The organism is Aureibaculum marinum, assembly GCF_003813905.1.
Taxonomy (GTDB): domain Bacteria; phylum Bacteroidota; class Bacteroidia; order Flavobacteriales; family Flavobacteriaceae; genus Aureibaculum; species Aureibaculum marinum.
In genome coordinates this window covers 36,712-58,763 of the sequence record NZ_RPFJ01000030.1, presented here as the reverse complement: position 1 = coordinate 58,763, position 22,052 = coordinate 36,712, and the positions used below count along the sequence as shown (strand labels likewise).

The 22,052-nt window shown below is 32.1% G+C and carries 15 protein-coding genes; 11 read left to right on the top strand and 4 right to left on the bottom strand.

Features of this window, described 5'->3' with window-relative positions; translation table 11 throughout:
- Positions 1–5: 5 nt before the first annotated feature.
- From EGM88_RS12835 to EGM88_RS12815, 5 genes are all read left to right on the top strand, one after another.
- Positions 6–923 carry a polysaccharide lyase family 7 protein gene (locus EGM88_RS12835; RefSeq protein WP_123898830.1) on the top strand — a complete coding sequence of 306 codons (918 nt, stop codon included), beginning with the start codon at positions 6–8 and terminating at the stop codon, positions 921–923.
- A gap of 6 nt (positions 924–929) precedes the next feature.
- Entirely contained in the window at positions 930–1,817 is an 888-nt protein-coding gene (locus EGM88_RS12830; protein ID WP_123898829.1) for a polysaccharide lyase family 7 protein, read from the top strand.
- A gap of 171 nt (positions 1,818–1,988) precedes the next feature.
- Positions 1,989–2,699: a FadR/GntR family transcriptional regulator gene (locus EGM88_RS12825; RefSeq protein WP_123898828.1), complete on the top strand. Its 711-nt coding sequence runs from the start codon at positions 1,989–1,991 to the stop codon at positions 2,697–2,699.
- 105 nt (positions 2,700–2,804) lie between these two features.
- The gene (locus EGM88_RS12820) at positions 2,805–4,106 is read left to right on the top strand and encodes an MFS transporter (protein ID WP_123898827.1); all 1,302 of its coding nucleotides are present in this window, start codon (positions 2,805–2,807) and stop codon (positions 4,104–4,106) included.
- A gap of 31 nt (positions 4,107–4,137) precedes the next feature.
- On the top strand, positions 4,138–4,902 hold the full coding sequence (locus EGM88_RS12815; RefSeq protein WP_123898826.1) for an SDR family NAD(P)-dependent oxidoreductase: 765 nt from the start codon (positions 4,138–4,140) through the stop codon (positions 4,900–4,902).
- A 40-nt stretch (positions 4,903–4,942) separates the two neighbouring features.
- On the opposite strand, the gene EGM88_RS12810 is transcribed toward EGM88_RS12815, so the two are convergent.
- A complete protein-coding gene (locus EGM88_RS12810; RefSeq protein WP_123898825.1) occupies positions 4,943–5,977 on the bottom strand; it encodes a LacI family DNA-binding transcriptional regulator in 1,035 nt (344 codons plus the stop codon).
- A 154-nt stretch (positions 5,978–6,131) separates the two neighbouring features.
- Between EGM88_RS12810 and EGM88_RS12805 the strand changes: the two genes are divergently transcribed.
- The 3 genes from EGM88_RS12805 to EGM88_RS12795 all read left to right on the top strand — a co-directional run bounded on the left by EGM88_RS12805 (position 6,132) and on the right by EGM88_RS12795 (position 9,174).
- On the top strand, positions 6,132–7,172 hold the full coding sequence (locus EGM88_RS12805; RefSeq protein WP_123898824.1) for a sugar kinase: 1,041 nt from the start codon (positions 6,132–6,134) through the stop codon (positions 7,170–7,172).
- A gap of 9 nt (positions 7,173–7,181) precedes the next feature.
- Complete coding sequence (locus EGM88_RS12800) at positions 7,182–8,399, top strand: 6-phosphofructokinase (protein ID WP_123898823.1); 1,218 nt, start codon at positions 7,182–7,184, stop codon at positions 8,397–8,399.
- A 106-nt stretch (positions 8,400–8,505) separates the two neighbouring features.
- Positions 8,506–9,174 carry a bifunctional 4-hydroxy-2-oxoglutarate aldolase/2-dehydro-3-deoxy-phosphogluconate aldolase gene (locus tag EGM88_RS12795; RefSeq protein ID WP_123898822.1) on the top strand — a complete coding sequence of 223 codons (669 nt, stop codon included), beginning with the start codon at positions 8,506–8,508 and terminating at the stop codon, positions 9,172–9,174.
- Positions 9,175–9,276: 102 nt separating this feature from the next.
- Here the strand turns inward: EGM88_RS12795 and EGM88_RS12790 are convergent, their stop codons facing one another.
- From EGM88_RS12790 to EGM88_RS12780, 3 genes are all read right to left on the bottom strand, one after another.
- Positions 9,277–10,482, bottom strand: a complete 1,206-nt coding sequence (locus EGM88_RS12790) for a glycoside hydrolase family 88 protein (RefSeq protein WP_238988443.1) — start codon at positions 10,480–10,482, stop codon at positions 9,277–9,279.
- Positions 10,483–10,612: 130 nt separating this feature from the next.
- The gene (locus EGM88_RS12785) at positions 10,613–12,163 is read right to left on the bottom strand and encodes a RagB/SusD family nutrient uptake outer membrane protein (protein ID WP_123898821.1); all 1,551 of its coding nucleotides are present in this window, start codon (positions 12,161–12,163) and stop codon (positions 10,613–10,615) included.
- 25 nt (positions 12,164–12,188) lie between these two features.
- The gene (locus tag EGM88_RS12780) at positions 12,189–15,224 is read right to left on the bottom strand and encodes a SusC/RagA family TonB-linked outer membrane protein (protein ID WP_238988442.1); all 3,036 of its coding nucleotides are present in this window, start codon (positions 15,222–15,224) and stop codon (positions 12,189–12,191) included.
- Positions 15,225–15,975: 751 nt separating this feature from the next.
- On the opposite strand from EGM88_RS12780, the gene EGM88_RS12775 reads away from it, so the two are divergent.
- Genes EGM88_RS12775 through EGM88_RS12765 form a run of 3 tightly spaced genes read left to right on the top strand, consistent with a single transcriptional unit; the run spans position 15,976 to position 22,020 of the window.
- Positions 15,976–18,819, top strand: coding sequence for a TonB-dependent receptor (locus EGM88_RS12775; RefSeq protein WP_123898819.1), 2,844 nt, complete (start codon positions 15,976–15,978; stop codon positions 18,817–18,819).
- 11 nt (positions 18,820–18,830) lie between these two features.
- On the top strand, positions 18,831–20,444 hold the full coding sequence (locus EGM88_RS12770) for a hypothetical protein (protein WP_123898818.1): 1,614 nt from the start codon (positions 18,831–18,833) through the stop codon (positions 20,442–20,444).
- A 28-nt stretch (positions 20,445–20,472) separates the two neighbouring features.
- Positions 20,473–22,020 carry a hypothetical protein gene (locus EGM88_RS12765; RefSeq protein WP_123898817.1) on the top strand — a complete coding sequence of 516 codons (1,548 nt, stop codon included), beginning with the start codon at positions 20,473–20,475 and terminating at the stop codon, positions 22,018–22,020.
- Positions 22,021–22,052 lie beyond the last annotated feature (32 nt).

The following is a 22,052-nucleotide window of genomic DNA, read 5'->3' as shown; positions in this document are numbered from 1 at the left end:
TTAGAATGAAATATATTCAAAAAAACATATTAACTACTATTTTATTAATAGCATTTTTATTTGTAAACGCTGCTTGTCAAGCACAAAAAAGCAGCGTTTCAAATAAAAATATCAACATTGAAACCAAAAAGAAAAAGAAAAAAAGGAAAATAAAATTACCCAATATTGACTTAAGCCATTGGAAAGTAACTATTCCAGAAGGAGAAGGAAAAGGGAAAACAATTAATGTAGAACCGCCAGAAATTTTGAATTATGCTAATAATAACATACTAAAACCTTACATGTATAATGACTCTTTGAGTGGAGCTTTAGTTTTTTACGCATATCCGAGTAGTTCTACAACAGCAAACACCAAATATTCAAGATCAGAATTGAGAGAACAAATGGTTCCTGGTAATGATCACGTAAATTGGACTTTTGCACAAGGGGGGATAATGAAGGGAAAATTAGCTATGGGAGAGGTTACTAAAGATAAAGACGGAAAATATCACAAAGTTATAATTATGCAAATTCATGGTCGTTTAACCGATCAGCAACGCGATTTAATTGGACAAAAGGATAACAACGCCCCCCCTATTCTTAAAATCTATTGGCAAAATGGTAAAATAAGGGTTAAAACAAAAGTGTTAAAAAACTTAGCTTCAACTTATGAGGAAATGCTTCATGAAGACGCATGGGGCGATGATGATGGATACACTTTTGAAGATGAAGTAGGCTTTGGCAAATTTACATTAGAAATAAAAGTTTCGGATGGAAAAATGGTGGTTATATTAAATAAAACAAACTATAAAGTATATGAGAATATTCACATGAAAAAATGGGGTGTTTTTGAAAATTATTTTAAAGCTGGAAATTATTTTCAAAGTAGAGATGAAGGTTCCTATGCAAAGGTGAAGTTTTACGAATTAAGTATAGAGCATTAAAATAGAATGTTGAAAATCAAATGTAAATATAGAAAACTAGTATTGTTTTTGTTGTTCATTGGCATATGCTCTGTTCTCAATTTATCTTGTAACAGTGATACTAACGAAGATTCAGAAAAAGATGTTAGGACAGATTATCTGCTCCCAAACATAGACCTTAGTCATTGGAAAGTAACATTACCTATTGGTAATCCAACAGAAGTTGAACCTCCAGATATTTTAGATTATGGTACTAATGAAATATTAAAGCCATTTTTTTACAATGACTCTGTAAATGGGGCCTTAGTATTTTATACCTATCCTGGAGCATCAACAGCAAATTCTTCGTACTCTAGAACAGAATTGAGAGAACAAATGGTACCAGGTAGTAACAATACCAATTGGACATTTAAACAAGGAGGCCAAATAAAAGGAGTGTTATCTGTGGATGAAATATCTAAAGATTCTAATGGAGATTATCATAAAACAATTGTTATGCAAATTCATGGGAGACTAACAGATGAGCAACGCGATTTAATTGGACAAAAAGATAATAATGCACCTCCAATGCTTAAAATCTATTGGGTTGATGGTAAAATTAGAGTAAAAACTAAAGTTTTAAAAGATGTAAATGCTTCAGATATTGAACTGTTAAAAACTGACGCATGGAGTGATGATAAAGGTTATACATTTTCTGAATATGTTGGTTTCGAAAAATTCTCTTTAGAAGTTAAAGCTGAGGAAGGCAAAATGGAAGTAACCTTAAACGAAAAAGAAACTATTATTTATAACGATATTAACATACAAAAATGGAACATTTTTGAAAATTATTTTAAAGCAGGAAATTATTTATCAACAACAGATGAAGGATCATTTTCGAGAATAAAATATTATGAATTACAAGTTTATCATTAATGGTAAAAATAACTTCTTGAGTTTATATATTTAAGTAAGTTTGTTGCAAAGTTTTACAAACCTTAATTAAGATTATGGTTGGTAAAAACTAAATAATTAATGTTGACTGCTAGTTATTGAGTTTTTCATAAATTTAAAAACTGAAAACTGGTTAACCAAATAAAGTAATCAATGAATTTAGAAGTAATTGCAAAAAACGAAAATCAAGAAGTTCAAAATTCGATAATCTCGAAAATTAGAGATTTAATTAATTATAAGAATTTAGAACCAGGTGAAAAATTACCCTCTGAGCGTATGTTATCAGAAAGGTTTAAAGTAAGTAGAAATAATGTAAGAGAAGCCATTCAAAAATTAGAATTCTATGGGTTGTTAAAATCGATTCCACAAAGTGGAACTTTTATTGCACACATTGGAATTACAGCAATGAATGGGATGATTGACAGTATTTTAAGCTTAGAAGATCCTGATTTTAAATCTTTAGTAGAGACAAGAATTTTATTAGAATTAAAAACAGCAGGCTTAGCGGCTACAAGAAGAACGGAAAAGGATTTAGATCAAATAAAAGAAACTCTTGATGCTTATAAAGAAAAAGTAATGAATGGTCAAGATGCTGTACAAGAAGATTTATTATTTCATCTTGCTATAGCAACGGCCAGTGGTAATGGTACATTAAACACATTAATGTTGCTTATTACGCCAGAAATTATAACAAACTTTGCTAAATATCATGTTTGCGATGAAAACCAAGCCGTTATGGCAATTCAAGAACATATTGACATCTATGAAGCTATCAAAGATCAAAATCCAAAATTAGCAAAACAAAAAATGAAAGATCATTTTAAAATGTTATATCAGTATTGTTATAGCGATAAAACTAAATAAAATTACACACAGAAAATGCTAATTGATAAGTAGAGAGTGCAATTTTAATTATTTACGCAAAGCCTTAAGAGATTATAAAATCAAATATTAACTAAATATAGACATATGAAAATAAAAGGATTACGTTGGTGGGTTGTTGCGTTAATTGCCTTAGCTACAATTATCAATTACATTGACCGTCAGTCATTAAGTGTTCTGTGGCCAGAAATTGCCAAAGAACTATACCCTGGACATACACCTGATGAAACAAAGGCAATTTACGCTCTTATATCAATTATTTTTGTTTTCTCTTATGCATTTGGACAAGCAATATTTGGTAAAATTTTTGATTGGGTTGGAACTCGAATGGGATTTGTGCTATCAATTGGTGTATGGTCAATCTCTACAGCTCTACACGCTTTTGCTCAAGGTATATTAAGCTTTGGTATATTTCGTTCCATATTAGGTATTTCTGAAGCTGGAAACTGGCCTGGAGCAACTAAAGGAAATGCAGAGTGGTTTCCTACAAAAGAACGAGCTTTGGCTCAAGGTATTTTTAATTCTGGAGCCGCTATAGGCGGTATTATATCTATTCCTTTAATTGCAGCATTAACAATCATTTTTGATTGGAAAGCAATATTTATAATAATCGGTTTAGCTGGTCTACTTTGGCTAATTCCTTGGTGGATTTTAGTAAAAGCTCCACCCAAAAGTCATCCTTGGATTACCGATGAAGAACGTGAATATATTTTAACAGGTCAAAAAAATGAGGATTTTGATGGTGACGGAACACCAGACCAACAATACAACCCTAATACTGGTCAACTACTTAGTCATAAACAAAGTTGGGGAGTAATTTTAGCATCCGCTTTTATAGATCCAATTTGGTGGTTGTTTGTTTTTTGGATTCCAATCTACTTGCATGAAGTTTATGCTATGGACGTTACGTCAATTGGACTATATGGTTGGGTTCCTTATGTAGGTGCAATGTTTGGAGCTTGGTTTGGTGGATTATTTGCTCAAAATAGATTAAAAGCCGGTTGGAATATTAACAAAACACGAAAAGTAGTAATTACAATTGGATGTTTAATAATGTTGCCAGCACTTATAGCTATGGCAAACCCTGGAGGACCTACCTCTGCAGTTATTATAATGGCTGTTATTCTATTTGGATTTCAAACAACAATTGGTAACGTTCAAACTTTACCAAGTGATTTGTTTAGTGGAAAAACAGTGGGTACCTTAGCTGGATTTTCAGGTATGGCTGCCAAATTAACAGCTGCTGGTTTAACCTATTTAGTGCCTTGGTTAACAAGTGGTGGCAATTACACACCCGCATTTATTATTGGAGCTGCTCTGGCTATATTAACTTTAGCCAGTGTATGGATATTGATTCCTATAGTTAAACCTATAAAAAAAGGAATATAACATAATTATAAATAAATTAAAATAATTAAAAATGAGTAAAAACAAAGGAAAAGTAGCTGTTATTACAGGAGCTACAGGAGGAATTGGGTTTCAAGTAGCTAAAAGATTGGGACAAGATGGATATACCGTAGTGTTAAATGGTATTGAAGACGAAGCCGGATTGAAAAGAATTAAAGAACTTGAAGCTGAAGGAATAACTGCAGAATACTACGGATTTGATGTTACTAACGAAGACGAAGTAACTTCAAACATCAATAAAATAGGTGAAAAATACGGTAGAATTGATGTTCTGGTAAATAACGCAGGTGGTTTAGGTGGTAGATCTAGATTTGAAGAAATGACAACCGAATTTTATAGAGCTGTAATGGCTTTAAACCTTGATTCAGTATTTTTTGCTTCAAGAGCAGCCATTCCATTCTTAAAAAAAGGAGAAAATTCTACAATTATTAATTATACCTCCAATGCTGCTTGGAATGCTGGTGGACCAGGAGCAGGAATCTATGGTACATCTAAAGCTGGTGTTCATGCAATTACGAGAGCGTTAGCAAAAGATTTAGCGGAATACGGAATTAGAGTTAATGCAGTATCGCCAGGTACTATTGATACTCCTTTCCATGCTCAAATTAAATCTACAAAACCTGAAGTGTTTGCAACATGGAAAAATAGCATTTTATTAGGAAGATTAGGAGAACCAGAAGAAGTAGCTTCTGTAGTTTCTTTCTTAGCTAGTAATGATGCGTCTTTTATCACTGCTGAAACAATACAAATTGGTGGTGGTCAAGCTTTAGGTATATAACAACCTACTGACAAATTACATGTATTTAAAAAGCCCTTCTTTATGTAAGTAGGGCTTTTTTATTTGAAGAATCTCTTATTATTAATTCAGCACTTAAAATAATTTTATTTAAACTTTGTTTTACAACTTTTTCTTTATTGTATTTTAAAAATGTAAGTGCTGCTTGTTTTCCTATTTCTTCACTATGTTGATTAACACTAGTAATTCTTGGAGTAACCATATCAGTAAAAGGTTCGTTGCCAAACCCTACCAACGCAATCTCATCAGGTATTTTTATGTTTTCTTCATTTAATACTTGTAAAGCTCCTAAAGCAGCATAATCTCCTGCAACATAAACAGCATCTGGTCTTTTCTTTAAATTTAGTAATTGATACATCTTCTCTCTTCCATCTTCTATGGTTAAGCCACTTTCGGTAAGCAATTCAGTATCTAAAGGTAAATTATGTTTTTTAAGTGCATCTATATACCCCCTAATACGATTATTAAAAATTCTTGTACGTTTATATCCACCAATATGAGCGATTCTTTTACAACCGTTATCCACCAAATGATTAACTACCAAATGACTACTTTCATAATCATTTATACCAATATAATCAACATTTAAATCATTCTCTCCCCTGTCAAATAATATTAAAGGAATTCCTTTTGATTTAACTTTTTCATAATAATCTAATTCAACCGTTTCGTTAGCCATAGAAGCAATAATACCATCAACTTGTGTATATAATAAAGTGTCTATATTATCACATTCTTTCTTATAAGATTCATTTGATTGCGTAATAATAATATTATATCCTTCTTTGTTTAATACCTCTTCAATATTCTGCAAAACTGATGAAAAGAAATTACTGTTAGTTCTAGGAACAATAACACCTACTAAATTACTCTTCCCACTTCTTAATGCACTTGCTAAATGATTGGGTTGATAATTAAGATTTTTAGCAACTTGCTTTACTGCTTTTTTAGTTTTTTCACTAATTCGAGAATCGTCATGTAAAGCCTTAGAAACTGCCGCAGCAGATATATTTAAAACGTTCGCAATATCTTTTATAGTAGTTTTCTTTTTTGTCATTAATATTTTATATATTTGCTTAATCGTTTAAACAAATGTAATACCTTTGTTCGTATAATCAAAACTTATCGCATATTAATGGAGTTTTGATTTTATTTTAATTTTTTGCTTAAACGATTAAGCAAATTAAACTTAACTAATTAAATTTAAAAAAATGAAAAAAGTTGTAACTTTTGGAGAAATCATGTTAAGATTAGCTCCACACGGATTTTTAAGATTTTCACAAGCAAATTCTTTCGATGTTATTTATGGGGGTGGAGAATCAAACGTAGCAGTCTCCTTAGCAAATTATGGTATTCCAGTAGATTTTGTTACTCGCTTACCTAAAAATGATATTGGCGAATGTGCCATGATGGAAATGCGTAAAAGAGGTGTAAATTGTGAGAATATTATTTGGGGTGGTGACCGTTTAGGAATTTACTTTTTAGAAACAGGTGCAGTAAACAGAGGTAGTAAAGTTGTTTATGACAGACAACATTCTGCAATGGCTGAAATAAAGCCAGGCATGGTTGATTGGCATAAAGTTTTTGATGGTGCTGGTTGGTTCCATTGGACAGGTATTACTCCTGCAATTTCTCAAGGTGCTGCAGATGCTTGTTTAGAAGCAGTAAAAGTAGCTAGTGAATTAGGACTTACAATTTCAACAGATTTAAATTACCGTCAAAAATTGTGGAAATATGGAGGCGACCGTGAAGCAATTATGACTGAATTGACTTCTTATTGTGATATTATTCTAGGTAATGAAGAAGACGCTGAAAAACATTTTGGTATCAAACCAGAAGGTTTAGATATTACTACTCAAGGAGAACATGTAAAAGGAGAAGCATTTTTATCTGTTTGTGATCAAATGCTGAAAAAATTTCCTCGTGCAAAGAAAGTAATTACTACATTAAGAGGTTCTATATCAGCATCTCACAACACTTGGGCGGGCGTATTATATGATGGAAAAACATTATTTGAATCGCCACAATACCAAATAACTGACATTGTAGATCGAGTTGGAGGTGGAGATTCATTTATGGGGGGACTAATTTATGGATTGTTAGAATACAAAGGAGATGACCAAAAAGCATTGAATTTTGCTGTTGCTGCCTCATGTTTAAAACATACCATAAAAGGAGATGCTAACCTATCTAGTATAGATGAAGTTAAAAAATTAATGAGCGGAGATGCTTCTGGTAGAGTATCAAGATAAGCTAACGTTGTGAAAAAATCTATAGCAATCATTTGTGGAGGAGGTCCAGCTCCTGGAATTAATACCGTGATTAGTACCTTAGCCAAAACTTTTCTTAAAGATGGTTATACGGTTATTGGTGTTCATCACGGATATCAAGGATTATTATCCGATAATCCAGATGTAAAAATATTTGATTTTGCCCATGCTGATCGAATTTTTAGTCGAGGTGGGTCTACACTAATAATGAGTAGATTTAAGCCTAAAGACAGTGATTTTAAAGCTGATTTTTTCAAAAAAAACAATATCAAATTATTGGTTACTATTGGTGGTGATGATACCGCATCTACCGCCAATAGATTAACCAAATATCTTCAAACTCAAAACTTAACAGTTGCACATATTCACGTTCCTAAAACAATAGATAACGATCTACCACTTCCGGATAGAAATCCTACTTTTGGTTTTCATACCGCTAAAGATGAGGGTGTTCGCATTGGAAATACGGTTTATGAAGATGCTCGTACTAGTGAAAATTGGTTCGTAGTTTCTGCCATGGGACGCTCAGCTGGTCATTTAGCTTTTGGTATTGCTTCCGCATGCCATTTTCAAATGATGATAATACCTGAAATGTTTAATAAAACAACAATTACATTTGATAAGATAATTAATATGATTATCTCTTCAATAATTAAATGTAAAATTAAAGGAATTGAATATGGTGTTGCATTAATAAGTGAAGGTGTTTTTCATTTTATGGAAAATTCTGAAATTATAAATTCAGGTATTAATTTCACTTATGATGATCATGGCCATCCGGAATTAGGAAATGTTAGTAAATCTCATATTTTTAATTATCTTTTACAAATTAAGCTAAAAGAATTAGGCTTAGATATAAAATCTAGACCCGTTGAAATAGGATACGAATTAAGATGTTGTAACCCTATTGCATTTGATTTAACCTTATGTACGCTGTTAGGAATTGGCGTAAAAAAACTATTTGACCAAGGTATTTCTGATTGTATAGTAAGTGCAAATTCAAGAGGAGATATTACCCCTTTATTTTTAAAAGATTTTGAAGATGAAAATGGTAAAATTCCTCCAAGATTGGTCAATATTAATTCTGATATGGCTCAATTATTTATTAATAATCTTTTCTTTATTCATGAAAAAGATTACACTCAAGCTCAAAAATATGTGTCTAATCCAGAGGAATATGACTTTAAGAAAATACTAAACTGGAGTTAATTGAGCAGAAATAGACAGACGCTAGTATTCATATTTTTATCAAATATCAACAAAATTAGACAACAAAAAAACAAAACGAACAGTTAAACGATTAAATATCAATAAAATGGCACAATTTTCAAGATTAGAAGTAGCTCAAGCGATGAAAGATACAGGAATGATTCCTTTATTTTTTCATAATGATATTGAGTTAAGTAAAAAAGTATTAAAAGCATGTTACGATGGCGGTGCAAGACTAATGGAGTTTACATCACGTGGTGATTTTGCTCACGAAGTATTTGGCGAATTAACAAAGTATGCCATTGCTGAATTGCCTGGAATGATAATGGGTGTAGGTTCTGTAACTGATGCAGGAGCAGCATCATTATATATGCAATTGGGAGCTAATTTTATAGTAACGCCTGTATTAAGAGAAGACATTGCAATAGTTTGTAACCGTAGAAAAGTACTATGGTCTCCTGGTTGTGGCACATTAACAGAAATTACAAGAGCTGAAGAATTGGGGTGTGAAATTGTAAAATTATTTCCAGGTGATATTTATGGACCTCAATTTGTAAAAGGTGTAAAAGGTCCTCAACCATGGACAAACCTTATGCCAACTGGAGGAGTCTCACCTACAAAAGAAAATCTAAAGGCATGGTTTGATGCTGGTGTTACTTGCGTAGGAATGGGTTCTAAATTAATATCAAAAGATATTTTAGCAAATAAAGATTTTAAAGGATTAGAAAATAAAGTAAAAGAAGCTCTTGAGATTGTAAAATCAGTTAGAAATTAAACTTTTCTCCTTTACTATAACTTATAATAGACTTCAGTGATTTTTCCATTATTTCTAAAAAAAAGAGTAATCGTTGAAGTCTATTTTACTATAAAACATTATTTAGATGTCTTTTTTTCTAAGAAGGGCTTCTAAAAAATAGTAGTCTGCATAATTTATGGGTACATCCATTTCGTCATTTTTAGGGCCATTACCTGTACTGTGATTTAATATAAAAGGAGCTTCAATATCCGCATCTAAAATATATTCAGTAGTTTTTAAATTACTTAATACGGCGTTAGCAAAATTGAGATATGTTTTATTGTTAGTAAAAGCATATAGTTCAAATAATGCAGATGCCATAATTGAGGAGGCAGATGCATCTCTAGGTACATTTGGAATATTAGGATGGTTAAAGTCCCAATAGGGAATTCTGTCTTCAGGCAAATTTGGGTGTTCTATAAAAAATTTTGCAGTAGCTTCCGCTTGAGCTAGATAGGTAGTATCTTTAGTGTATCTGTAAGCCATAGTAAACCCATAAATGGCCCAGCTTTGCCCTCGAGCCCATGAAGAATAATCGTTAAAACCTTGATGCGTCACTTTCATTTTTACACTTCCATTGATAGTGTCATAAACAACAACATGGTTTACACTATTATTCTCTCTAAACTGATTTTTAAGAGTTGTATTAGCATGCCGTACCGCAATTTTATGATAAATACTATCTCCAGATATTTTTGTTGCTTCAAATAGTAATTCTAAGTTCATCATATTGTCTATGATTACTGGGAACTCCCAAATGTCTTTGTTAAAATCCCATGATCTAATTGAGCCTACGTTTTTATTAAAACGAGAAATCAACGTGTTTGCACTAGTAATTAAAACATCCTTATAATTCTGATTTTTAGTAACCTCATAACCTTCGCCAAAACTACAATACATTTTAAAACCCATATCGTGAGTACCTGCATTAAATTTTTGATTTTCCATTAATGCAGTCCATTCAGCTGCTTTGTCTCTATAAATAGTATTGTTTGTTAATTTATACAATTGCCATAAATTACCCGGAAAAAAACCACTTGTCCAATCATTAGAACTCACCAATCTGATTTTATTAGAAATTAAATCTAAACTTCTAGGAAAGCTATCATTTTTTACAGGATAATTTACAATATTTTGATACCGAATTGTTAGTAAAGAATCTATAGTAATAGAATCATTTTCAGATGTATGATCAGAAGTTTTTTTACAAGAAGTTAAACAAATAGATACCAAAAGAAACATTTGAATTGCAAAAGACAAATTGTTTTTTTTATTGTTATATTTCATCTGGACAGTTGAATTAAATTTTAAATTCTTTTAAAGATAGTAAATTAATAAATCTAAAAAGGCGTATTACTTTTTACAAGTAAATACGCCTTTAATTCAACTAACTCAAATAATATTTTAATTTCTCATCTTAATACCCTGGATTCTGTGTTAAGTTAGGATTTCTAACAATCTCATTTACTGGTATAGGAAATAAGTAATCTCTATTTGCATCAAAAGTTGGTTTTTCTCCTTCTAGTCCTGAAGCACTAAATACTTCAGATCCTAATTTTCTTCTTGCTATATCATACCATCTTTTAAACTCAAAGGCAAGTTCAATCCTCCGTTCTTCTAAAACCATAGTTCTAAAGTCATCTTGAGACAACCCAGATACATCTTCTGGGAAAGTACTTGATGTAAAGTTATTAGCCACACCTCCATTTCTAGCTCTTTCTCTAATTCTATTAACATAACCATGAGCTTCTGCACTTCCAGGACTTACTTCATTTAAAGCTTCTGCCGCAATCAACAACACTTCAGCATAACGCATCATCATATAATTTTGCTCTGAGCCTCTTCCATTTCCACCAGCATATAAATTCCCATTACGACGATTATATTTTGCAATATGAGGACGATCTACCCCATTAGCATATCCACCAACACTCACATCAGTAAAGTGTTCGTAAGATACTTCTACCCCATCAAAAACAGCTGTATCGTCAAAACTAACTTCTTTTCTATAATCTCTATCATCCCAAGTATCATATACTGCCATTGAAGGTATTTCTACAGACCAACCTCCACCTAAACCGTATTGGTCATCATTTCTTATACCTGTGTATGGTCCTTGATAATTCATACCTTGGTCAGAATCATCACTAGCAGTCATTCCAATAAAATCTATTACAAAAATAGGCTCTAAAGAAGCATCTTCATTTTCATTATATAGATTTTGAAAATCTGGATCTAACCCTAAATTATATGTTCCTTCGTTGTCTATTACTTCTTTGGCATAATTATATGCTTGCTGAAATTCTCCTCTTGTCAAATACACTAAAGCTAAATATGATTGAGCAGCTGACTTAGCAGGAATAGATCTAGCTTTTTGAGTATTTGGCAACCACTCTTCAGCAAATTCTAAATCTGCAATAATGTTTGCATATACTTCTTCCGCTGGAGTTCTAGTTACAGTAGATGCAGCTTGCAAATCTGTAACAGGCTCGTCCAAATAAGGAACATCTCCAAACTGTCTTACCAAATGAAAATAAGCAAATGCTCTAGCAAAATGAGCTTGAGCTACTATTGGATTTTTAATAGCATCGTCAGCATCTACTAATTTTGCACCAGCGATGGCTTCATTTGCTGCTCCGATAATTTGATATATTTTTGGCCAATACTGTTCAATACTTGCATTATCTGCTAGTAGATTTACATCGTTAAACTGAACTCTTTCTGCCCCTTGACCATTTGGATTTAGGTCTACCATATCACTACGTAACATCAGTGGCATTGACATTTCTCTAGATACAAAATACCTGTGCATCATGTGTCCATAAGAACCATTTACCGCTGTCTGTATATCATCTACAGAGGTGAAAAAACTTTCAGGTGCTAGCAAGCCTACTGGCTCTTCTTCCAAATCTGAACATCCAATTATCGAAAGTCCTATCAATAAGAATAAATATTTATATGTTTTCATTATATATATGTTTTTTAATTAGTTATTAAAATCTTAAATTAAGGCTAAAATTCACAGATTTAATAGTTGGGTAATTTCCAAAATCAAAACCTTGAGTTGTATTACTTTCTCCACTACTCTCACCTCCAGAACCAAAGTAACTTACTTCAGGGTCTAGACCTGAATAATTTGTAAACGTTAATAAATTCTGAGCACTAACCGATAGTCTTAAGTTATCGATACCTAATTTTTCAACAATATCTTCAGAAAAATTATATCCTAAAGCTATGTTTTTTAATCTCAAATAACTACCGTCTTCTACAAAACGAGAAGAGATTTCTCTACCTCTATTAGCCACTGCTCGTGGTATATCCGTATCTGTATTGGTTGGAGTCCATGAATTTAAAACATCTTTAAGTGCATTCGAATCTCCATTGTACAATTGTACATTAGTAAGATTAAATACATCGCCACCATAAGCACCTTGAAAAAAGATATTTAAATCTAAATTTTTATATCTAAAAGTATTTGTAAAGCCCATTGTCCAATCTGGATTAGGATCACCTATTATTTTTTGATCATCTGTAGTTATTACACCACTATTATCTAAATCGCTAAATAAAGGATCTCCTGCTTGTGCTCCTGCAAGAGTAGCTGTACCTGCTGGCAAAGCACCACCTTGGTAGACACCTTGATAATCATACCCCCAAAAAACACCTGCTGCTTCACCTTCTCTTAAAACGTGTGTTCGAGAAACACTAAAGTATCCTGGAGAAGCATCAAGAAATACATCTATACCATTAATTAATGATACTACTTCATTCTTATTCGTAGACCAGTTAAAATCGGTTGTCCAACTGAAATTATCAGTTGATATATTTCTAGTATTTAAACCTATTTCAAACCCTTTATTATTTATCTCACCAACGTTTCTAATACTTGCTAAGGTCAAAAATCCTAAATATTCTGGTTGACTTGCATCTGCCAAAAGAAGATCTTTAGTATCAATATTATAATAATCTAAAGAAAGAGAAATTTTATTATTAAACAGCCCTAAATCTAAACCTAGATTTGTTTGATACGAAGATTCCCATTTTAAATCTGGATTTGCCGCCTGATCTGGAACAACAGCACCTACTACCTGTCCATCTATCGCACTAAAAAGAGTACTTAATTTTGAAAAAGACTCATAAGGATTAATAGCCTGGTTTCCAGTCACACCATAACTAGCTCTTAATTTTAAGTTAGAAATAGTTTCACTATCTTCTAAAAAGCTTTCTTTTGAAATTTTCCAACCTATAGCTGCAGAAGGAAAAATAGCATATTTTTCATTTTTAGCAAAATTAGAAGCTCCGTCTCTTCTTACTGTGGCTGTTAATAAATACTTATCATCATAATCATAGTTTAACCTACCAAATTGAGATTGAATCTCTTGTTCTGTAATAGATGAGCTTGGTATAATTGTAACTTCACTACCCCCTAAATTATAGTAAGAAAAACTATCACTAATAAAACCAGTAGCCCCTGTAGAAAATCTTTCTGTGGTTGTTTTTTGATAAGAATATCCTGCTAATAAAGTTAAATTTCCTTTTCCTATCTCAGTTTTATAGGTCAAATAGTTTTCACTCAACACATTGGTAGATCTTCTATTATCAATACCGGCTCTTCCTCCTACACCTCCAGCAGTAACAATTAAAGTAGAAGGTCTAAAATAGCCTACAGTTTCATTAATTGTACTATACCCAAAGGTAGTTTTAAAACTAAGATTTTCCAGAATATCATAATTTGCATATAAGTTTGCTCTAAATCTATCTGTTTTCGTTTCGTCTATAGCTTCATTAGCAATTGCATATGGATTGTCAATATTATCACCAATAGTATTAGTCGTATAATTTCCATTATCATCATAAATTCCTAAATCTGGCATAAATCTAAACATTAATGATACCACATCATCTCCACCACCATTTACACCATTACTACCTGTAGATTGAGTAGGAACTCCATCTTTATCTGCTCTACTTCCAGTAAGATTTAAACCTAATTTTAATTTATCTGTAACTTGAGCATCTATATTAGATAGAAAAGATATTTTTTCATATTCAGAATTTATAATAACACCATCCTGTTTAAAATAATTTGTAGAAGCATAAAAATTTATTTTATCACTTCCTCCTGAAAAAGAAAATTGATGATTTTGAGTATTGCCCGATTTATATAATAAGTCTTGCCAATCTGTGTCAGCAGAACCTTGTACATAACCTGAATTTATAGATTGTTGATAAGCTGCAAATTCATCTGCATTTAACAAATCTAATTTATCTGCGGTATTTTGGATAGAATAGTTAGAATTTACTTCTATAGCCAATCTACCACTTTTACCTTTTTTTGTAGTAACCATTACCACACCATTTGACCCTCTAGATCCATATATTGCAGTTGCTGATGCATCTTTTAAAATCTCCATAGATTCTATATCATTAGCTTGAGGCATAGCTGCACCCACAAACCCATCAACAACAATAAGTGGAGCACTACTTGCATTAATCGAAGTGTTTCCTCTAATTTTTATACTTATTGGAGCTCCTGGCTCTCCTCCATTATTAGATTGAACCACAACCCCTGCTGCACGCCCTTGTAATGCTTGCTCTGCGTTTGCTACAGGAAATGCATTTAACTCGTCTGACTTTACCGAAGAAACCGCCCCAGTAATATCACTCTTTCTTTGAGATCCATAACCAACAACCACGACTTCATCTAATTCATTCTGATCAGCCTGAAGAATAACATTGATTTCAGTTTGAGTACCTACAGGCACCTCTTGACTCAAGAAACCAATAAAGCTGTAAACCAAGACAGCATCGTCACTAGGCACATCAATTGAATATAGACCATCAAAATCTGTTGAGGTTCCGATTGTACTCCCTTTTACAGAAATATTTACTCCTGGAAGAGGCATTCCGTCATCAGAGGAAGTAACTTTCCCTGTAATACTTCTTTCTTGAGCATTAACAACAGCTGTTGTTAAAAAAAGACAAGTAAGAAAAAAAGCACTGACTAATTTTACTTTGTTTTTCATCATAATTATTTGACTTAAGTTAGATTAAAAAAATTTGAGTAATACAATTATTGTAAAGTAATTTTTGGAAAGAAAAATGATAAGAATCTAACTAAAAAGTCCTTTACGGTAGGTTTACATTACACCTCTTGGGTAGATTATTTTTATTTTATTAATTATTAAAAATTGGTTTTCCAGATTGGTTTACTAAACTGGTTTACCAGATTGGTTTGCCAAATATATTGTTTTTAATTAGTAAAAAAAAATTATTTCTCTATTAATTTTCATATCTAAATATTAATTAGAAGAAGTTGTAACGAATTATAGGACAGTCATTAAACAAAAGAGGAACATTTCAACGCACTATTTATAGTACATATGCAAAAAAATAAGATAGAAAAACTATTTTACAAACTACAACAAACCATTCTCAAATAAAATTGTAAAACGGTAAAAACAAATTACAATCTCCGTAAAATGAAGGTGTAAAAATTACCAAAACCAATAAAACAGACACCACTTTTTATCAAATAAACAACAAAAAAAGAGGCAATAAAGCTTTTGTAACTAAATTACCCCATTTATGTAACCAGAATACCTCTGTAAATATTTAATAGTTACAATCTTAGTACCCGTAAATAAATCACATAAATGATACGATGAAATTTACGAGAAAATCATATTTAAAAAAGCTGATAAAATACCACGGAAGAGAAATTATATTTGGTATTCTCTTCCTGGTCTTTATCTTATTTTTGACTGTAATTATTTAATTATGTATAAAAACGTCTTAATATCAATAGTACTTATTCTTTTATTTACCAGTCTTCATGGTCAAACTACATTTGACATTAGAGGAAAAGTAATGGAAAGTAACACGGACATGCCTTTGCCTGGAGCCTCAATTGTTCTTTCTAATATTTCTGGTGATATTATAAAAGGAGCAATGACAGATGGTTTTGGTATGTTTATTTTAAACACTAATAAGCAAGGTTCTTATAAATTAGAAATAAGCTTTATAGGATTTGAAAGTAAACATATAGATATTGAATTAGATGGAACTGATAAAAATATAGGTACTATAAACCTACAATCCTCTACATTTGCATTAGAAACAGTTACTATTAGATCTAGTTTAGAAGAAAAACAAAGAGCATTAAATACCCAACGTAATGCAGATAATATAAAAAATGTTATCTCTTCCGACCTCATTGGTCGCTTTCCTGATTTAAATGTAGCTGAAGCTTTACAACGTGTTCCTGGAGTTAATATCCAAAGAGATAAAGGAGAAGGCTCAACCGTAACTTTGAGAGGAACACCTCAGCATTTTACATCAATTCAAATAAACGGAGAGCAAATACCTAGTGTACAACAGGGCGGTTCTAGAAATGAGGCTCTAGATCTTATTCCTGCTGATCAATTAGAAATGATGGAAATTACTAAATCACCAACACCGGATATGGACGGAGATGCCATAGGAGGTGTTGTAAACTTAAAAACACCAACAGCTCGTAAATATGACCTAGTGTTAAAAGTAGAAACAGCTTTAGGTTATAATGATATTTCTGGAAAAATTAATTCTATTAATAAACTAAGAATAGACAAAAGGTTTTTTAAAACCAACAATGTAACCATGGGTAAACTTGGTATAATTTTAGGAGGTAGTTATTATGAAAATAACAATTCTGAAGATAGAATAGATGCTACATGGACCGGATTACCTGAACCTATAACCAACACAGGAGAAGGTTCTCTGGTCATGGAAAATTACCAATATAGAACTACTCAAAATAAAAGAATAAGAACTGGTTTTACTGGAACTTTTGATTATCAATTCAATGATAAAAACAGTATTGTATTCAAATACATGTATAATAAAAGAGATGACAAAGACGTACGAAATCGCTTACGTTTTGATATGGATCGTAGTGGTAGCGTTTATGAAACTTTAGACTCTGTTTCTGAAGGACGAATTCGAAGAGACATTAATATTTGGGACGAATTAAAAGAAAACCACAACTTTCATTTAGAGGGAGACCATAGTATCGCTTTATGGAATATCAATTGGAGTGGATTCTATTCTACTTCTAAACGAACTTTTTATTCTGATAGAGGTGATTTTGCAAATGACGAAATTGACATTGTTGCTGACAATCCTAATGGGATTTTTACAGACGTACCTAATTTCAGGCAAGCCTACGGTGAGCAAAGTATGTACGATCCTTTTTTTTACAGCGACTTTAGAAGGTACGAAGAAGATTACGAGACTAGTGATGCCGACAACATGGTTGCCAAAATAGACATTAAACGAGATATTCAATTCTTCAAAAAACACAACGGCTACATTAAATTTGGAGGAAAATACAGAAGTCAAGGAAACTCAAAATACAGAAACAATAATGTGTATAGTTTTAATGACCCTAATAATTTAATAAAAACTGAAGAAGCTTTTTTAAATGTGCTTTCCGGTAAAGAACCAGAAACCTATTTATATTCAGATTACAGGTTTGGACCACTAATAGGCAGAAATACATTTAAAAATTACATTCAAGACAATAGACGACTACTAACAACATCAGATGATGCGTGGGATGCTAAAAGACTGTCATTAAATGACACTTATGATGCAGGTGAAGAAATTATTGGAGCGTATGTTATGGGAAAAATTCAATTTAATAAACTAATGGTTTTGGCCGGTGTCCGTTATGAGAAAAACAAAGTAGATTATGATGCTTTTGAAGTATTTAGAGTTGGAACAGATGTTTCTGGATCTCCTATAAGTGGAGGAAATGATTATGATTTTATTCTTCCAAATCTTCAATTAAAATATAGTTTTGACGAATATACTGCCATACGATTTTCATCTTTATTTAACTATTCTCGACCAAATTATGTAGATATTGTGCCTTTTGTAAATTTTGATTCAGACGCCATTACACTTCGATTAGGGAATCCTAATTTACTTCCAGCAAACGCGTTTAACCTAGACTTTATGGTAGAGCGATACTTCTCCAACATTGGAGTTATTTCATTAGGTGCTTTTTATAAAAATATTAATGATTTTCAGTTTACAAGAATTGACCCTTCACTTTCTGAAGATTTTCCTGGTTATCCTAGCACGCAAGGATTTAAATTTGAACAAGAACAAAATGGTGAAAATGCCAAAGTTGCTGGAGTGGAATTAAATTTTGTACGTCAATTAGATTTTTTACCTTCATTCCTTAAAAATTTAAGTATTGACGGAAATTATACGTACACTTTTTCTGATGCATTTACACAAGATAGAGATGGAATATCTCTTCCTGGTCAAGCTAACCACACATTTAATACTGCATTAGCTGGAGATTTTGGAAACTTTACAGCCCGAGTTTCTGCAAATTATAATGGTACATTTATTAACTCTTTAGCAAGCCAAGCACAAGACGACATTTACCAATTAGCAAGATTACAAATTGATGCAAATGCCTCTTATAAAATAGGCAAACATTTTAGAATATTTACTGAATTTACTAACCTTACAAATGAACCAAGTATTCGTTATCAAGGTGAAAGAAACCGAATATCTAGAATCGCATATTTCGGATGGTTAGCAAGAGTAGGAATCAGTTACAGACTTTAAAATTTATAAAAATGATAAAAAAATATACTTACATTTTATGGATAACAATAGCTGTTTTTCTTACAGGCTCTTGTGAACGAGAAATTGATTTTGAACTCTCAGCTCCTAGTCTAATTGTAGATTTTGACGGACCTCCAGAAATAACCCAAGAACCTGGATACGAAGTGTTTCTTGATTTTAAATTACAAGCGGCTAGCGGCTTAAAAGAATTTAAAATTTTACAAAACGGACAACTTTATGAAACAATTACATTTGTTAATGAAGAAATTTCAGACAATTATCAATTTCTGTTTACAATTCCTGAAGATACTGATAATGGAACAAATTTTAATTTCACATTTGAGTTATCAGATCAAGAAGATAGATTATCTACCTACGATTTATTAGTAAAAGTAAATACTACTTTTTCTGAATTAGAACAAACAATAAATGGAACACAAGTAATCTCCTTAAAAGGTAGATTAAATAAAGATTATTCACTCACATCAGATAACATTTACTTAATAGACAGCACTTTATCAATAGAAAATAATAGTACGTTAACTATAGATAAGGGATCAACAGTTTATTTTAAAACCTATCAAGAAGCTAATTTAGTATCTAAACTTGTTATTACAAGAGGCTCTAAAATTGAAGCTGAAGGTACCGCAGAAGAACCTATTATTCTTACCAGTGATAAAATATTAAAAAACGAAACTCCAACTCCTGAAGATTGGGGCGGACTGTTCCTTTATGGTAGTGCTCCTACAAATGAAGGTGATGATGTTTTCGGAGACGGATTTAGATATGGCGGAAATTTACCAAATGATAATTCTGGGCGTTTACAATATGTTAGAATTGAATATGCAGGAAAAGACGATGCCCATGGGATACATCTCTTAGGGGTTGGATCAACAACTCAAATTCATCATTTAGAAGTCTACAGAAATCAAAATATTGCCATCAGAATTAAAGGTGGTCGCGTTAATTTAAAATATGTTGCCACTATTGGTCATGGAGGCTATGGAATTTGGGCTGATGCAGGATGGCAAGGAAATGGTCAGTTTTGGATTTGCCAAACCGACAGACAAGCTACATTGATCCCAACAAACTTTTGGAATCAAGCTAGGTCAATTGAAATGCGTAATGATGAATCATTCTTTCTAAAAGAACCTCGTACTACTTTTAACATTTCCAACGTCACTTTAATAGGAAATGGATATGAAGATAATATTGATAATGGAACTCGTAGAGGGGTCCGTATTAGACGTGGTGCAACGGGTATTTTACAAAATCTAATTGTTACCGAATTTCCAGATGACGGAATACGAGTAGAAGATTTGGATATTGAAGAACTTGGTCAAAGCATGATTTTAGATAATACACGCTCTTTTAACAATGAAAAAAATTATGAACAAGAAGCTGAATCTATTTTCTTAGAAAGCTCACAATACAATGTTACCGAAGACAATGTTTCTGGTATTTCAACAACAAACTTTGTTGGTTCTATACCCTCTGACTTTAATCCAACAGCTATAAGCAATTGGTTTACAGCAGCACCTTTTATTGGTGCAGTCAAAGACGCTTCGGATAACTGGACAACAGAAGGGATTTGGTTTAAATCTCTAGATGGAAGTACTAATTAAATTAAACATAACTAAAATTTTATGAACTATGTTAAAAACAATCAATTTTAATCGTATCAGTATGCTATCAAGCATTTTTCTGATAATTTTTGCACTTGCTTCATGTAGCAGTGATGATGACCCTAAAGAATTACCCGCAATACCCATTTTATCCATAGATGGAGATAATGAAGTGGTTGTAAAAAATGGAGAAACAATTCATGTAACATTATCTCTCAATGCTGCTGGAGGCAACAAATCTCTTGTAGTAAATAAAGGAGGTGGATTTTTAGAAGAAATTCCTTTAAATGCAACTGCTTCAACCTACACCTATTCAAATCAAAGTGTAGATGAAAACGCAGAAGAAGGTGAGGAAATTGAATTTGAATTTATCTTGGTAGATACTGAAAATCAAGAATCTTCTGCTGTTTCTTTTAAAGTCTTCTCAGCAAAATACGACTTAATCACTATAGGAAGTGAAAAAGTATATGATGTAAATATATCTGGTGGAGTAGTAGAAAGCGGTACAAATATAAAATTTATTGAAGGAAGAAATTACTACATTAGTGAAGATGTTACATTTCTGGATGGTTCTTCTTTAAATATAGAATCAGGAGTAACTGTTTACTTAAACGCTGGTCAAGAACCGAGTGTAGGTATAAAAGCAGAATCGGGAACATTGGTAGATATACAAGGTACAGCAACAAACCCTGTGGTAATGACTTCTAGTAAAACCTTAACAGGAGATGCTAAAGCTGGAGATTGGGATACCTTTGAGTTAGAAGACATGTCAAATGCAGTGGTACGTTTTTTAAGATCTGAATATGCTGATACCGGTTTAAGATTAGACAATTGTGACAACACAAATACTGTCGAGTATATTCAATCTTTTATGAGTTCTGGTGAAGGCATTTATATTACTGACAACAATATTAATTTAAAATATTTAATAAATACTAAATCTGAAGATAGTGGATATAGAATTGGAGATGATTACAATGGTAAAATGCAATTTATCATTAATGTAGGTGCTGATAATGATGAATCAGAATTCTATGTTAGAGAAAATGCTTCTGTTATTGCTGCTAATATGACACTGTTAGGACCTGGAGAAGATGCTGAAGAAGGTGGAGACCTTATTGAAATAAAATCTGAAGCCAACACTTTTAAAATTTACAGTTCTATAGTAGCAGAATCGGTAGATGAAGACATAAAGTTCTCTGGAGATATGCCAATTACCGATTTAAATGGAGTAAACGTATTAGCTTATTCTTATTTTTTCAATAATGATGACCCATTAAAAGATAATGCATCTGACTTCTTTGGAACTTTTAATGAAGATGGAAGTTTAGCTACTAACCCATTTTTTAATAATGCCATAGCTCTAGAGGAAGATGGAGATATTGATTTTGAAAAAATAGACGGTATTGGCGTAGATGATTTTATTCCAGATGCTACTGTGACTGCAAAAGAGTCTTTTGACCCAAGTACAATAGACTCCTTTTTCACCTCTGTAACCTTTGTTGGTGCTGTAGAAAATGAAGCGAATGATTGGACAAAAGGATGGGTGAAAAATCCTGACGGAAGTATAAGATAATTGAGTTAGTAATTTTAAACGCTATACGGTAA

Excerpts from the sequence above, each read along its gene's own strand:
- EGM88_RS12835 (WP_123898830.1), top strand. The coding sequence starts at position 6 with ATGAAATATATTCAAAAAAACATATTAACTACTATTTTATTAATAGCA.
- EGM88_RS12830 (WP_123898829.1), top strand. The coding sequence starts at position 930 with ATGTTGAAAATCAAATGTAAATATAGAAAACTAGTATTGTTTTTGTTG.
- EGM88_RS12825 (WP_123898828.1), top strand. The coding sequence starts at position 1,989 with ATGAATTTAGAAGTAATTGCAAAAAACGAAAATCAAGAAGTTCAAAAT.
- EGM88_RS12820 (WP_123898827.1), top strand. The coding sequence starts at position 2,805 with ATGAAAATAAAAGGATTACGTTGGTGGGTTGTTGCGTTAATTGCCTTA.
- EGM88_RS12815 (WP_123898826.1), top strand. The coding sequence starts at position 4,138 with ATGAGTAAAAACAAAGGAAAAGTAGCTGTTATTACAGGAGCTACAGGA.
- EGM88_RS12810 (WP_123898825.1), bottom strand. The coding sequence starts at position 5,977 with ATGACAAAAAAGAAAACTACTATAAAAGATATTGCGAACGTTTTAAAT.
- EGM88_RS12805 (WP_123898824.1), top strand. The coding sequence starts at position 6,132 with ATGAAAAAAGTTGTAACTTTTGGAGAAATCATGTTAAGATTAGCTCCA.
- EGM88_RS12795 (WP_123898822.1), top strand. The coding sequence starts at position 8,506 with ATGGCACAATTTTCAAGATTAGAAGTAGCTCAAGCGATGAAAGATACA.
- EGM88_RS12790 (WP_238988443.1), bottom strand. The coding sequence starts at position 10,482 with ATGAAATATAACAATAAAAAAAACAATTTGTCTTTTGCAATTCAAATG.
- EGM88_RS12785 (WP_123898821.1), bottom strand. The coding sequence starts at position 12,163 with ATGAAAACATATAAATATTTATTCTTATTGATAGGACTTTCGATAATT.
- EGM88_RS12780 (WP_238988442.1), bottom strand. The coding sequence starts at position 15,224 with ATGATGAAAAACAAAGTAAAATTAGTCAGTGCTTTTTTTCTTACTTGT.
- EGM88_RS12775 (WP_123898819.1), top strand. The coding sequence starts at position 15,976 with ATGTATAAAAACGTCTTAATATCAATAGTACTTATTCTTTTATTTACC.
- EGM88_RS12770 (WP_123898818.1), top strand. The coding sequence starts at position 18,831 with ATGATAAAAAAATATACTTACATTTTATGGATAACAATAGCTGTTTTT.
- EGM88_RS12765 (WP_123898817.1), top strand. The coding sequence starts at position 20,473 with ATGTTAAAAACAATCAATTTTAATCGTATCAGTATGCTATCAAGCATT.